The organism is Brevibacillus daliensis (assembly GCF_021245735.1).
GTDB classification, from domain to species: Bacteria; Bacillota; Bacilli; order Brevibacillales; family Brevibacillaceae; genus Brevibacillus_B; species Brevibacillus_B daliensis.
Map to the genome: position 1 here is coordinate 388,136 of NZ_JAJISB010000003.1, position 13,855 is coordinate 401,990.

A 13,855-nucleotide genomic window follows, 5' to 3' on the forward strand; every position below is an offset into this window, starting at 1 on the left:
AATTATGGAACAATCCAAGTATTTAGGAAATGGATTTATGTCAGGTTTGTTATCAGAGATCATGATAGATCAACAGGTACGGCAATTTCGTAAGCGGACTCTCTATGATGAAATCGATAAAGCGTTGAAGGATAGTGATAAAGAAAAATTTATGGTCCTTACAAATGAATTGAAAGAATTGTTAAGTTATGAGATAACTGAAACAGGATAAGAGAAATGGCTCGCAGAAATGCGGGCATTTTCTTCTCTTACGTATCTTTATAACGGGAGTGACGGAAGACATGCAATGGAATGCAGAAGAACTGCAGGGATTTGAAGCGGTTCGGCCCTATTACGATACAGCGTTGTTACCACATTATATCTATAATAAAAGAAAATCCCTTGCTGAGAACGCAGTTCGAATGAATTATATAAGTGGACTGGCTTTAGCAGTAGAGGAAAAATTAAAAGGTAGGGTATTATTATTTCCTCTTCAATATCAAATTGAAGAAGAGGGCAACGATGAACGTCAGATAACGTTGCCTGGTCACTTCGCTTATAATGTGATTTTACGCTTCTCTGGACAGGTGTTTAGCATATCTAATTCTCAATCAGATGGAGCGGTAGAGATTCTAACAGTAGGCGATGAAGATCTAGAATCGCTCGTTCGTTTTGAGATTACAGTGGAAGTTTTTTACAAGGAAATTTTATCGATTTGGCAAAAAGGTATACAAATAGTTAAATAATAGTTACAAAGTATTATCAAATCTCTCTAATTAAGGAAAAAGAGAGCTCTGATTGGAAGGGAAATAGAGCGTAATCAAAATAGTTCCATTATTCAAGATAACCAAACTGTTGGAATTAAGTCTAATTTTTGACAAATTCCCAACATTATCATTATTTTGGGTTTTAACTCCTAGCTCCAAAGAGTCATATTATTGACATTGACTATTGGCTTAGCTATCATTGGTTTTGACCTAGTGTTTCTTTTATACGATCTCTTACATGAATAACAGAATCTAACAGGGTAAGGAGGGGAAATATGAGCAAAAAGGAGATTTCCAGACGCACGTTTCTAAACTATGCACTGATGGGAACTGGCGGATTTTTAGCGGCTGGGATGATCACACCAATGGTCCGTATGGCAATTGATCCGATACTGAAACCAAAGGCTTCTGGTAGTGAAGTTGCGGTTGGAAGCGTAGATGATTTTGGTCCTGAGCCTAAAAAAGTCGACTTTAAGATTAATGTCGTTGATGGTTGGCATAAGGCTGAATCAACAAACGTAGCATGGGTACGCAAATTGGAAGACGGTAGCATTCTGGCCCTGTCTCCCATATGCAAGCATTTGGGATGTACTGTAAACTTTAACGATCCTTCAGGGAAACCTAATGAGTACTTTTGTCCTTGTCATGAAGGGCGTTACGCTATTAATGGTGAAGTTATTCTGAATACTCCGCCAACTGCGTCGCTGGATATGTACAAGGTAACGGTTAAAGAAGGTAAAGTATTCCTCGGAGAAAAAGAAAAAAATCCACGCGGAGGGGTGAAAGGCTAACATGATGCAAAAAATGTACGACTGGGTAGATGAACGCCTTAATATCACTCCGATGTGGCGCGATCTTGCGGATCATGAAGTTCCTGAGCACGTAAACCCTGCTCACCATTTCTCCGCTTTCGTGTACTGTTTCGGTGGTCTTACGTTCTTTATCACAGTTATTCAAATCCTGTCAGGGATGTTCTTATCGATGTATTATGTACCTGACATTATGAATGCATATGAATCGGTTAAATACCTGCAAACTGAAGTTGCGTTTGGGGTAATTGTCCGTGGTATGCATCACTGGGGAGCCAGTCTTGTTATTGTCATGATGTTCTTACATACTTTACGTGTTTTCTTCACTGGTTCTTACAAGAAGCCTCGTGAATTGAACTGGGTAGTAGGGATGCTTATTTTCTTTGTAATGCTTGGTCTTGGTTTTACAGGTTATCTGTTGCCTTGGGACCAAACAGCATATTTCGCTACAGTAGTAGGGGTACAAATCGCTGAGTCTGTTCCGATTATTGGACCTTATCTGAAATATCTGTTAACTGGTGGAGATATCTTCGGTGCTCTCACACTTGCTCGTTTCTTTGCCATTCACGTATTCTTCTTGCCAGCTGCTCTATTGGGATTGCTTGCAGCTCACTTCATCATGATTCGTGTTCAAGGGGTTTCTGGACCACTATAAGAAGTCTTCAACATATAAGGAGGAATTAGCATGGCTAAAATTGATAAAGATGCTACCTTCGTTGGAGACTCGCGGATTTCAGCGAAGCGAATCCCAAACGTGTCTCCATCGTATTCAGAATATCCAGGCAAGAATGAAGCTTTCTGGCCTGACTTTCTGTTAAAAGAATGGATGGTAGCAGCAGTCTGTCTGGTGGGTTTTCTGGTATTAACGGTATCTCATGATCCGCCATTAACAGCACGAGCTAATCCGAACGATTCATCGTTTACTCCGTATCCTGACTGGTATTTCTTGTTCTTGTATCAGCTATTGAAATATCCGTGGGTTGCTGGTAAATATGTACTCTTAGGAATTCTTGGTGTTCCTGGTGTTGCGTTCACAGCAATGATTCTTGCACCTTGGCTGGATGCTGGCAAAGAACGCAGAGCTTTCCGTCGCCCGATAGCAACAGGACTCATGTTTATTGCATTGTTCTGTATTTTCTTCCTGACATGGGAAGCGGATCATCATCACACTGCTCAATTAGCTGCTAAGGGACCGGCAGCGGCAGCTCCTGCTCCAGCTGATCCTAATTTTAAAGCAGATGGAATGTGGGCTGCCCAGACTTCTTGTATTAGTTGCCATGGTGGTAACATGGAGGGTGGACCTGCTGCTCCGAATCTTCAAAAAGTTGGCACTAATCAAAAACCGGAAGATATTCAAAAGATCATTACTGAAGGGAAAGGTGGAATGCCACCTGGAATGTTCAAAGGATCTGATGAAGATTTAAAGAAGTTGGTTGACTATTTAGCAAGCTTGAAATAAAAGAACACAAAAGCTGGCTGTTCATTCGGTCAGCTTTTTGTGCTTCAAATATGTCTAACTGTTCACATAACTTCAGTTGCAACTGTCAAATGTTGCATGTACACTAGAGAAGTATCTTTTTTTGGGCTAATAGGGGTGACGCTGGAAATGACATTGTTGTGGCACTGGTTTCTGGGTTCCTTGCAGAAATCGTGGTTTCTCTGGACATTATTTATCATTAATTTTGTAGGAACCATTTACGGTTTCTATTGGTATAAAGGGCAATTGCTGGCTACGGCTGAGAACTATCCTACCTATTTACTTTTCTTTGTTGCTGATAGCCCAACTGGAAGTGGACTGTTTACACTCGTCTTGCTCATGTACATTATAGGAAGAAGTGTTCCTATATTAGAAGCAGTAGCCTCTGTTACTAATTTTAAATATGGGATTTGGGCAGTTCTAATCATACTAGCTGGCTGGGTTGCTGGGGATGATGTACATTGGATGCAATTCATGCTAATAGCATCTCATTTAGGTATGGCGATTGAGTCGATGCTGTATGCACGGTATTATCAACTGAGTTGGTTAGCGATGGGGATTGCAGCATTGTGGGTATTAAATAACGACTTTCTCGATTATGTAATGGAAATCCATCCTTATTTTCCTGATGTATTGGTTCCGTATACAGGAATTATTGGACTAGGTACAGTCCTCTTAAGTTTACTCTCGTTAACTGTAATCTGGTACTTGAATATGAAGACCAAGAAATTGGTCTAAACTTGTCCTCCTTCCCATAGTAATGACTATAGGAAGGAGGTTTTTTTGTGTCCTGGTATTGGCGAAAAATTACACTATGGTTATTTGTAGCGATATTGGTTGTGCTACCTATTAGTTATTATGTTATAGAGCAAAATCGGCCACCTGAAGAGAAGGAACTGGCACAATTGGACAAACTGGCTAGCAGTGTCTTACGAGCTACAGAAAAAGGAGATTTGGAGACAGCTAAACAGGACGTTAGTCAGCTGGCTATGCTCTTTCCAAATAAAACCTTACCTATCAGCATAAAAATTGAGAGTCTTAATGCAGTTACACAAACCATATTATCAGCCAAAAAAGCATACTCCAATCCAACAGTTACACAAAACCAGCTAATATGGCATGCGACACAAGTGCGCTTGGTTGTTGATGCCCTTCATCAGCCAAAAAATCCATTATGGCAAACTTATTATGAATCATATTCACAGCAAATGCAGCATTTGTTGCTATCAGCTGTTGAAAGAAATAAAGAGGCGGTTCTTACTCAATTTGAGGAGAATTATCAATTATATCTTGCCTTACGTCCTGCAATGACGATTCAGGTAAAAGAAAATACCATGCAGATTATCACCAATCAATACGAGGGGATTACGAGGCAAATACGTGACTCCAAATGGGACTGGCAAGTATTGCGGGCCTCCATTCGAGAGCTGCATAATGCGATGCAGGATGCTTTTATTGGTGAAGAACAAACGGCAATAGGTTCCTCCCAAAATGGGGAAGATTCTATCTATTTCATAATGGTTTGGCTGGGAGCGTTGATCTTACTATCACTTGCTTATGTAGCCTGGATCAAGTATTCGGCAGCACAGCAACGAATTTAAAGTAGAGAAGTATAAGCGTGGAATCAGAATCAGTAGAAATTTTCTGCTGATTTTTATTTTTTTTTAAAAAGTGTGAGAAAATACGGTTTGCTGGATCAATAGTATAGAGCGGTCAGAGGAGTACAAAATGGAGTTACACAAAACAAACGAAGCCAAGTTGGAATGGTTAATGGATGAGTATGGCCGAAGAATGTTACACCTCATCTTTTTTCTAGTAAAAAACAAGGAGGTGGCTGAGGATCTTACACAAGAGGTATTTTTAAAAGCGTATCGCAGTTTAGATAGTTTTAGAAATGAGAGCACTCACAAAACCTGGTTGTATCGGATCGCAATTAATGAAGTGAAAAAATACCAGCGTTCCTGGAACTATCGAAAAATATTCGCATCGATAAAAATTATTGAGTTATCTGACCAGCACAGACAGGATAGCGTCGAACCACAAGTGATCAATGAGATGGACAAAGAAGAAATGACTAGAATAATAATGAAATTACCGCTCAACTATCGTCAGGTCATTATCCTTCATTATTATCAAGAGTTATCGGTTGAAGAGATAGCCGGAATTCTAGAAACGTCACAGGGTGCCATCCACAACAAATTGTACCGTGCTAGAAATAAACTGAGAGCTCTGCTGGACAGGGAGGAAGTCGTATGGACCTTGAGAAGGAATTAAAAGAATATCGGTATGAAAAACAAGGAAAGATTTTACGAGAATTGGACTTTACTCAGGGACTAAAAGTCAGCATCTATCAAAGAGCAGTCCAACAAAAGAAGGGGCGAAGGCAAATGGCAATGATAGCAAAAACGGTATCGGGAATAGCTGTTGCAGTTGCTTTAACAACAGGTGTTACATATAACAGTGATAGTACGGGCGGTCTGAATGGGAGCTCTGTGGAGAGTGTTTTTGCGTTTGAATTATATGATGATGACAAGATAGACAAGTACGTTGAACAGGGAATGACGGTACCGTATGCGGAAAGTAGGACGGATCAAGGTGTGACGGTAACGGTAACCGACATCTATTATGATGGTGAGGAAATGTTCATTGGTTATGTAATACGATTACCTGAAAATTGGAAAGGCTCAGAGATCGTTTCTAAAAAGTGGAATCCCAATACGAACATCACTATTAACGATGATACGTCTGTTTTTAGATCTGTAAGAGTAGATATGAAGAAGGTAAATGATAACTTGTATGCAGCGGTAGAAAAGCACCGTAGGGAGGGACCGCTTGTAAAGGAACCATTGCCAGATTCGTTTAAGATAAAATTAGAAGCAACAGAAATTGGTAACATCAAGGGAACAGGGAAATGGAAATGGGAGTTACCATTTACGATGCCAAAAGAAGCACAAGAGTATTTACAAACCTTTGAACCTAATGTAAAAGCAGCTTGGAATGATCTATCCATTCAAGTCGACAAAGTACTAAAAAATGCATCTACAACCTCAGTGTTCCTAACGGTAGAGGGACCTAAGGAGAAAAGGGAACTTTTACAATTTAATGCATCTAGTGAAAATTCAACAGAAGCCTTTCAAGTTAAAACAGAAAGACGTCACGATGAAACTAGTTCCAAAATTGAGGTTTGGTGGGACACAAGGCATAAAGAAGAAAGGGCATTGTTATTAAAACCTTATTTTTTTGACTTTGCTAGAGATTCAGTAGATCTTGAGTTGGAAAATAAATATCCAATAGAAAAGCCATTGGCAGATGGGAGTGCTGTCATTAATAAAGTGGAATATTTAGCTGAAAAAACATTGGTTCATTATGAATTGAAACAAATAACGAATTATCTGGATCATAATATTTACTCTAATGAGTTAAGACATGAAGAGGGCTCCCAACTAAAAGGGAAAATAGTACCATCAAATAAAAATTCAATGCAATTTACAGCGGAATTCCCTGCCATTGATCCTAAGCAAAAATCAAGCTTTGATTTGAGTGTAAACACCAAAGTTGATCTGTCTAAGATAGAAAAGAAAGAAGATAAAAACAAAACGATCTCCATACCTCTTCACCCATAATAAATAACAAAAGGGCCACTATCCAAAAGAAGTGGTCCTTTTGTTAACATGCGGATGATTTTCTTATGTCTGTCGAAGCGGTTTTTTGTTTTCATCTAAGGTAAAGCCTTCACCAAGAACTTCATGGACTTCACTTACTATCACGAATGCATGAGGATCAATGCTCGACATCAACTGTTTCACACGAGAAACCTCGTTACGGCTGACAACACAATATACGATCTCTTTATCAGTACCAGAAAATGCACCTTTTCCTTTCAAGATGGTTACCCCACGACCTAATGTCATGATTTCCTGTGCGATTTTTTCAGGTTGATCTGAGATGATGGTTAATGCCTTGCCTGCATAAGCTCCATCCTGGAAAAAGTCAATCACTCTCGCTGCTATATAGACGCAGACAAGTGTATACATCGCATTTGGTACGGAAAGATAGATGAGAGATAAGGCGATTACAAGGATATCCCCCATAAATAGCGTACGTCCCATGCTGATATTAAACTTTTGATTTAACAGGCGTGCAATGATATCGATACCACCTGTTGTTCCTCCATAACGAAATATAATACCGAGTCCACAACCAATAAATACACCAGCAAACAAGGCGGCTAAAAGAGTATCTCCTAATATTTGGTAATCCAGAATCATTCCAAAGACTGAGAGGGAGATGGACAAGGCGATCGTCCCAATTAAGGTGTAAATAAAGCTGGTTCGACCTAGTAAGCGATAACCAATAAAAAATAAAGGTAAATTAAGCAGGAAATATACTATCCCTTGGTCGACGAAAGGAAACATCAGTTTAATCAGGATACTAATCCCCGTGATTCCGCCTTCTGCAAGTCCGTTCGGAATATTAAATGCATTAATTCCGAACCCCATAATCATAGAACCTACGATAATTGCCAAAATGCTTTTTACGTGAATGTTCATGTTGAAAATTCACTCCTTATTAGAGAGATTCAGACTTGCTCACAGGAAGGTTTTTCATGATGTTTATTTGTGATACACTTTATTGTAACGGTTTTTTTGCTAATGTGTATCAATGAACTGTTTTGTTTCGGAATTGTAATGGGAACTATATTGCAACTCGTAAGCAGGAGGGTGAAATGGGAAAAGATAAATCGTTGCAAGAGATCCAGCAAGAAGTTGATCAGTATATCTCACAATTTAAAGAAGGCTATTTTTCACCTTTATCCATGATGGCTAGAATGACCGAGGAAGTTGGAGAGTTAGCGAGGGAAATAAACCATTACTATGGAGAAAAACCCAAAAAAACCGAAGAAAAAGAGAAAACAGTAGAAGAGGAGTTAGGTGACGTTTTTTTTATTGTTCTCTGTTTTGCCAACTCATTAAACATTAATCTTGAAGAAGCTTTTGATCGAATTATGCACAAGTTCCAGACAAGAGATAAAGATAGATGGACTAGAATTGAGGAGTAGATACATATGGAAATAAATAGAAATATCACGGTAGCAGTAGCTGGAGCAAAAGGAAGAATGGGGCAAGAGGTTGTAAAAATGCTTCAGGATGATCCAACACTAACATTCGTAGTAGGTATTGACCCCAAAATTGCAGGACAGGACGTTGGAGAAGTTATCGGAGGGAAACCTCTTGGTGTACCAATGATGAATTCTCTTGAGGAAGCACTTCGTACCTATAAGCCGGATGTATTAGTTGATTTTACAACGCCTCATCATGTATATGATAACATCCGCACATCACTTGCACATGGTGTTCGACCAGTGGTAGGAACAACTGGATTGTCGCCAGAACAACTAGCTGAGCTTACAGAGCTAAGCACTCAATCTAAAATAGGGGTTATTATTGCTCCTAACTTCGCTATTGGGGCGATTTTATGTATGAAATTTGCCAGTATGGCAGCTAAATACATGCCACATGTTGAAATCATTGAGCTTCATCATGATCGCAAGCTGGATGCGCCGAGTGGAACGGCCATTAAAACGGCTGAAATGATTGCCGAAACAAGAAAAGAACTAAAGCAAGGACATCCAGATGAAGAGGAAATTTTCGAAGGGGCAAGAGGGGCCGATTATCATGGGTTCCGTATTCATAGTGTACGCTTACCAGGGATGGTCGCACATCAGGAAGTATTATTTGGTGCGACAGGGCAAACTTTATCGATTCGTCATGACTCAATTAACCGTGAATCTTTTATGCCTGGAGTGCAAATGGCGATTAAGGCTGTTGTAAATTTGGATACGTTGGTATATGGATTAGAGCATATTATTGACTAAGTACGTAACTTTGGTGTTTGCTAAGAGCAAAGGATGATCTGAGACATACTGTTTGAGAGGAGCGATCAAAGCATGAATATTGCACTGATTGCGCATGACGAGAAGAAGGAAGAAATGGTTAATCTAGCATTGGCATACCAACTTATACTAGAGAACCATAATTTGTATTCGACAGGAACCACTGGTCTTCGGATCATGGAAAACACATCATTACAAGTACAACGCTTTTTGTCAGGACCACTTGGAGGAGATCAACAGATTGGTGCAATGATCGCCCAGAACAACATGGATGTCGTAATTTTTCTTCGAGATCCATTATGCGCTCAGCCGCATGAGCCAGATATTCAAGCTCTTCTGCGTCTATGTGATGTACATCGAATTCCTGTTGCTACCAATTTGGCTACTGCTGAAATCTTGCTGAAAGCCCTCGAACAAGGTAACATAGCTTGGCGGGAGGCTATAAAATAAGGAGCGTTTTATGATGGAAGACAGAATTGAGTATAGGAATGAGCATCAGATAGATATTCTTGCGATCGGTGCTCATCCAGATGATGTTGAAATAGGTGCATCTGGAGCATTACTGCTAGCCGCCAAACAAGGAAAGCGGACAGGCATCCTAGATTTAACTCTAGCAGAACTCTCCTCAAATGGTACAGTAGAAACAAGACAACAGGAGGCTGCAGTAGCAGCACAACGACTTGGGTTATATGCCAGGTATCAGCATAATATCCCAGATAGAGGATTGGAAACACATCGCGAGGCTGCCATCGCCAAAGTTGTGGAAATGATTCGGTTGACCAGGCCACAAATAGTACTGGCTCCCTATTGGGAGGATCGCCATCCTGATCATGGTAGTATCAGTCATATTGTAAAAGAGGCTGTTTTTTCAGCTGGGATCAGAAAATATGCAAGTGAACAACATCTTGAGGCATACCGTCCTTCTCATTTTTATTATTATTTTATCAACAGTACGGCAAAACCTGATTTTGTGATCAACATTTCAGACGTTTTTCAAGAGAAAATAGAAGTACTTCGTGCTTATTCCAGCCAATTTGAAAAGCTTGAAGGCAGTGTCAGTACTCCGTTGACCAATGGTTACCTGGAATCGGTTGAATATAGAGAGCGCTTGTTTGGTCAACAAACGAATGTAGAATTTGCAGAAGGATATAAAACATCTTCTCCTCTTGTTCTCTCATCTTTTTGACAGCATGATTAACAGTGGAGGGTAAGTCTACCCGAAGTTTATACATAAGAGTGGGGGAAATAAAATGAACATCGGTATAACATGCTATCCATCACTGGGTGGGTCCGGTGTTGTTGCCACCGAATTAGGAAAATTATTGGCAGAGCGGGGACATAACGTACATTTTATTACTGCGGGGATGCCTTTTCGGTTGGGTCAATTTCATCCTAATATTTTCTTCCACGAGGTGGAGGTTAATCAGTACGATGTGTTTAAGCATCCGCCCTATGATTTAACCTTAGCAAATCGGATGGCTCAAGTTGCAGAAACAGAAAAACTGGACCTTTTACATGTTCATTACGCCGTCCCTCATGCACTGTGTGCTTATTTGGCAAAGCAGATGGTAGGAGATCATCTGAAGATCATGACTACTCTGCATGGTACAGATATAACTGTTCTTGGATATGATCCTGGTCTACGTGATATGATTCGATTTGGAATAGAAAAGAGTGATATCGTAACAGCGGTTTCCAAAGACCTGATCAGGGAAACGAAAGAAGTGCTGCAAGTAGATAAACCAATCGAACTGGTATATAACTTTGTGGATAAAAGGCGTTATTCTAAAAAGGATGTTCATGAATGGCGTGCAAAATTTGCTCCACAAGGCGAAAAAATCATTATGCACATTTCAAATTTTCGTCCAGTTAAACGTGTCCAGGATGTTGTGATGATTTTCAGAGAGTTACATAAGAAGGTGCCTTCTAAATTAATATTAATCGGCGAGGGTCCTGAGCAATCCAGCATTCGACAATTAATTAAAGAAAACGATTTGTGTGAAGATGTTATCTTTTTGGGTAAACAAGATGATGTTGCGGAGGTTCTTTCCTTAGCAGATCTAATGATACTCCCTTCGGAAAAGGAAAGCTTTGGACTTGTTGCTTTAGAAGCAATGGCATGTGGTGTACCTGTAATTGCATCAAACGCAGGAGGATTACCGGAGGTCGTGGTACATGGGAAGTCGGGATTCCTGTGTGAAATTGGAGAAACTGATAAAATGGCTCATTTCGCTATTCAATTATTGTCAGATGAAGAGATGTATCAAACATTTAGCGATGAGGCGTTACGCCGTTCTCAAGAGAAGTTTAGCCATGAACAAATTACTCTGCAATATGAGGCATTGTATTATAAATTGTGTAAGGAATAAGAAAGAGATTAGAGGTAAAACATGCCTAGCCAAGCTAGCCAGGGGGCAAAGAAGTGAGAGAAACAGCGAAATTATTAATTAAATCCTTGGAAAAAAACGGATACGAAGCTTATTTTGTCGGGGGCTGTGTTCGCGACTGGTTATTACATCGACCTGTCCACGATATTGATATTTGTACAAATGCACTTCCTGAGGATATCATGCGTATTTTTCCTGACCACATACCAACCGGATTGAAGCATGGTACGATTACGGTAAAAATGAATGGTGGATTTTTCGAAGTCACTACATTCCGAACAGATGGTATGTATGATGACCATCGAAGACCAACAGAGGTCTATTATGTGAAAAGTATCGTGGAGGATTTGGCACGACGTGATTTTACGATTAATGCCATGGCGATGACTCAGTCAAAAGAGGTAATCGACCCATTTTTTGGAGCTAATGACTTAAACGATCGTTTAATACGTGCAGTTGGTAATGCTTCTAGAAGGTTTGAAGAAGATGCCTTGCGATTGGTTCGAGGGGTAAGGTTTGCCGCGCAGCTTGGCTTTCGAATAGAAGAAGAGACACAAAAAGCTATGCAGGAGAAATCGGGCCTGCTGGCTTATATTGCTATGGAACGGATACGTGAAGAGTGTAACAAGATCATTGGTAGTAAACATCCTGAAAAAGCATTTGAAGCTAGTGAAGTTACTAATCTCTTTCAGGCTTTCCCGTTATTGGATCGGATTTTTGGACATTCATGGAACTTTCTGTGGAGACTTCAAAGCCTGCAAAATCTAGAGCAAAAATGGATGTTCTTGATGTACGGTGCTACTTTTACGGCCTCCGAAATTGAGGAATGCTGTCAGTTTCTCAAGATGTCCCGTAAGGAAAAAGAGAGTATAACGACATTAGGTAAATTAGTAGATCAGTATCAAGTAAAATGGGATCAACCTAAACAGCTTCCATGGAAACAGTTGTTAATGAATGTTGGATATGACCTTTGTCAGGATTTAGAACAGCTGATCCACGCAATTTGGTTTACAAAGCAACAGGAGATTCCTGATAAGAGTGTTACTGTTATTTATAATGAAATGTCAGTCCAAAATATCAAAGATTTAATGATCACTGGAGCTGATATCGTTTCATTACGAACCGAAAGACCCGGTAGCTGGGTACACGAAACCTTGCAACACTTGTTCCAGCAAGCCGTGCTCTATGATTTGAAAAATGAACGGAATATCCTGTTAGTAGAAGCTGAACGTTACTTGGAGCGTATCGATCAATCGAAATAAAAAAAACAATCATTACAGCTAGAAACCCAAAAGAGGGTTATTACGTACTAGGGGAGGAAGCTGATGAATATCAAGCAAGAAATACTGAGAGCATTTCGTTCGCATCCAGATGATTTTATCTCAGGGGAGTTTCTTAGCCAGAACTGCAATTGTACGCGTGCTGCGGTCTGGAAACATATAGAGGAGTTAAGACAGGATGGGTATGAATTCGAAGCGGTTCGAAAATCGGGTTATCGATTGATTTCGTCGCCCGATTACGTATCAGCAGAAGAAATTTTATCATTAATGAAGACGGAAGTGATTGGTCAAAATATCGTATCCTACGATTCTGTACCAACTACCCAAACGATTGCCCACGATGTAGCAGCTCAAGGCGCACCAGAGGGCACGATTATTATAGCGAATGAGCAGACGGGATCAAAAGGACGATTTGGCCGTGTATGGCATTCGCCGGCAAATACAGGGATTTGGATGAGTATGATTCTTCGACCCGTTATACAAATAGGCAGATCTCCGCAGATGACACTGGTAACGGCAGTAGCTATGGCTAAAACCATCCAGGAATATGATATTGATGTTAAAATCAAATGGCCAAATGATGTGTTTGTAAGCGGAAAAAAAGTTTGTGGTATTTTGACCGAATTAAACGCAGAGGCTGACGGAATCAATTACCTCGTGATAGGAATTGGAATTAATGTCAATACACAAGCGGATGACATTCCTGAGGAATTCAAAGATATAGCAACTTCACTTCGCATTGCAAAAGGTGAGCCAATCAGACGTGCAACTTTTATCCAATCTTTTTGCCTTCACTTTGAGCAAATGTATCTGGAATATATTCAGAATGGATTTGGAAGCATTAAAGAAGAATGGGAAGCGTTATCTATGTCATTAAATCGTCGAGTTACTGTTCGTACCCTGCAAAAAGTGGTAGAGGGTGAAGCGACAGGATTGAATGATGAAGGTGTTCTACTTGTCCGAGATGATGAAGGTGGAGTTCACAGAGTATATTCTGCTGATATTGAGTATAGCGAGAGTTAGAATCATCTGTTATACTTCAGCTGAAGGCCATATCCATTAGGACTGGCACTTCAAAAGAGGAATGAAACAAGTTAATAGTATCAAAAAAATCTGCTCCAAGCCTGTGAGGACCGAGACAGAAGGAACGAATCCGGTACGTATTTTATTAATGCTGGTTACTAATGCCTTCGCACGCGGTGCGAAGGTTTTTTTGCGTACATAATAACGGACCAGTACTGTTTTGGTAACAGGTAGGGGACA

18 protein-coding genes are annotated in these 13,855 nt (G+C 40.1%); 17 read left to right on the forward strand and 1 reads right to left on the reverse strand.

Annotated elements, in window-relative coordinates:
- Window positions 1-4: 4 nt before the first annotated feature.
- The 9 genes from LM917_RS04940 to LM917_RS04980 all read left to right on the forward strand — a co-directional run bounded on the left by LM917_RS04940 (window position 5) and on the right by LM917_RS04980 (window position 6,655).
- Window positions 5-211 (forward strand): IDEAL domain-containing protein, encoded by a 207-nt coding sequence (locus tag LM917_RS04940; protein ID WP_232696363.1) that lies wholly within the window; start codon window positions 5-7, stop codon window positions 209-211.
- Between the two features lie 70 nt (window positions 212-281).
- Window positions 282-725 carry a DUF2487 family protein gene (locus LM917_RS04945; RefSeq protein WP_232696364.1) on the forward strand — a complete coding sequence of 148 codons (444 nt, stop codon included), beginning with the start codon at window positions 282-284 and terminating at the stop codon, window positions 723-725.
- Window positions 726-1,021: 296 nt separating this feature from the next.
- A complete protein-coding gene (locus tag LM917_RS04950; RefSeq protein ID WP_232696365.1) occupies window positions 1,022-1,537 on the forward strand; it encodes a QcrA and Rieske domain-containing protein in 516 nt (171 codons plus the stop codon).
- A 1-nt stretch (window position 1,538) separates the two neighbouring features.
- Window positions 1,539-2,210: a menaquinol-cytochrome c reductase cytochrome b subunit gene (gene qcrB / locus LM917_RS04955; RefSeq protein WP_232696366.1), complete on the forward strand. Its 672-nt coding sequence runs from the start codon at window positions 1,539-1,541 to the stop codon at window positions 2,208-2,210.
- Window positions 2,211-2,240: 30 nt separating this feature from the next.
- Window positions 2,241-3,014: a menaquinol-cytochrome c reductase cytochrome b/c subunit gene (locus tag LM917_RS04960; protein ID WP_232696367.1), complete on the forward strand. Its 774-nt coding sequence runs from the start codon at window positions 2,241-2,243 to the stop codon at window positions 3,012-3,014.
- Between the two features lie 147 nt (window positions 3,015-3,161).
- Complete coding sequence (locus LM917_RS04965) at window positions 3,162-3,770, forward strand: DUF1405 domain-containing protein (RefSeq protein ID WP_232696368.1); 609 nt, start codon at window positions 3,162-3,164, stop codon at window positions 3,768-3,770.
- Between the two features lie 47 nt (window positions 3,771-3,817).
- Entirely contained in the window at window positions 3,818-4,633 is an 816-nt protein-coding gene (locus LM917_RS04970) for a sporulation protein YpjB (RefSeq protein ID WP_232696369.1), read from the forward strand.
- A gap of 127 nt (window positions 4,634-4,760) precedes the next feature.
- On the forward strand, window positions 4,761-5,306 hold the full coding sequence (locus LM917_RS04975; RefSeq protein WP_232696370.1) for a sigma-70 family RNA polymerase sigma factor: 546 nt from the start codon (window positions 4,761-4,763) through the stop codon (window positions 5,304-5,306).
- Window positions 5,285-6,655 (forward strand): DUF4179 domain-containing protein, encoded by a 1,371-nt coding sequence (locus LM917_RS04980; RefSeq protein ID WP_232696371.1) that lies wholly within the window; start codon window positions 5,285-5,287, stop codon window positions 6,653-6,655. The genes LM917_RS04975 and LM917_RS04980 overlap by 22 nt, the downstream gene beginning before the upstream one ends.
- A 63-nt stretch (window positions 6,656-6,718) precedes the next feature.
- Here the strand turns inward: LM917_RS04980 and LM917_RS04985 are convergent, their stop codons facing one another.
- A complete protein-coding gene (locus LM917_RS04985; RefSeq protein ID WP_232696372.1) occupies window positions 6,719-7,582 on the reverse strand; it encodes a YitT family protein in 864 nt (287 codons plus the stop codon).
- A gap of 176 nt (window positions 7,583-7,758) precedes the next feature.
- On the opposite strand from LM917_RS04985, the gene LM917_RS04990 reads away from it, so the two are divergent.
- The 8 genes from LM917_RS04990 to LM917_RS05025 all read left to right on the forward strand — a co-directional run bounded on the left by LM917_RS04990 (window position 7,759) and on the right by LM917_RS05025 (window position 13,817).
- Window positions 7,759-8,091: a nucleotide pyrophosphohydrolase gene (locus LM917_RS04990; protein WP_232696373.1), complete on the forward strand. Its 333-nt coding sequence runs from the start codon at window positions 7,759-7,761 to the stop codon at window positions 8,089-8,091.
- 6 nt (window positions 8,092-8,097) lie between these two features.
- Complete coding sequence (gene dapB, locus LM917_RS04995; protein ID WP_232696374.1) at window positions 8,098-8,907, forward strand: 4-hydroxy-tetrahydrodipicolinate reductase; 810 nt, start codon at window positions 8,098-8,100, stop codon at window positions 8,905-8,907.
- 72 nt (window positions 8,908-8,979) lie between these two features.
- Window positions 8,980-9,375 carry a methylglyoxal synthase gene (gene mgsA / locus LM917_RS05000; RefSeq protein ID WP_232696375.1) on the forward strand — a complete coding sequence of 132 codons (396 nt, stop codon included), beginning with the start codon at window positions 8,980-8,982 and terminating at the stop codon, window positions 9,373-9,375.
- 13 nt (window positions 9,376-9,388) lie between these two features.
- On the forward strand, window positions 9,389-10,111 hold the full coding sequence (bshB1, locus tag LM917_RS05005) for a bacillithiol biosynthesis deacetylase BshB1 (protein ID WP_232696376.1): 723 nt from the start codon (window positions 9,389-9,391) through the stop codon (window positions 10,109-10,111).
- A 64-nt stretch (window positions 10,112-10,175) separates the two neighbouring features.
- Window positions 10,176-11,294: an N-acetyl-alpha-D-glucosaminyl L-malate synthase BshA gene (bshA, locus tag LM917_RS05010; RefSeq protein WP_232696377.1), complete on the forward strand. Its 1,119-nt coding sequence runs from the start codon at window positions 10,176-10,178 to the stop codon at window positions 11,292-11,294.
- A 53-nt stretch (window positions 11,295-11,347) separates the two neighbouring features.
- A complete protein-coding gene (locus tag LM917_RS05015) occupies window positions 11,348-12,574 on the forward strand; it encodes a CCA tRNA nucleotidyltransferase (RefSeq protein ID WP_232696378.1) in 1,227 nt (408 codons plus the stop codon).
- Between the two features lie 63 nt (window positions 12,575-12,637).
- Window positions 12,638-13,615 carry a biotin--[acetyl-CoA-carboxylase] ligase gene (locus tag LM917_RS05020; protein WP_232696379.1) on the forward strand — a complete coding sequence of 326 codons (978 nt, stop codon included), beginning with the start codon at window positions 12,638-12,640 and terminating at the stop codon, window positions 13,613-13,615.
- Between the two features lie 61 nt (window positions 13,616-13,676).
- On the forward strand, window positions 13,677-13,817 hold the full coding sequence (locus tag LM917_RS05025) for a hypothetical protein (protein ID WP_232696380.1): 141 nt from the start codon (window positions 13,677-13,679) through the stop codon (window positions 13,815-13,817).
- Window positions 13,818-13,855: the final 38 nt, after the last annotated feature.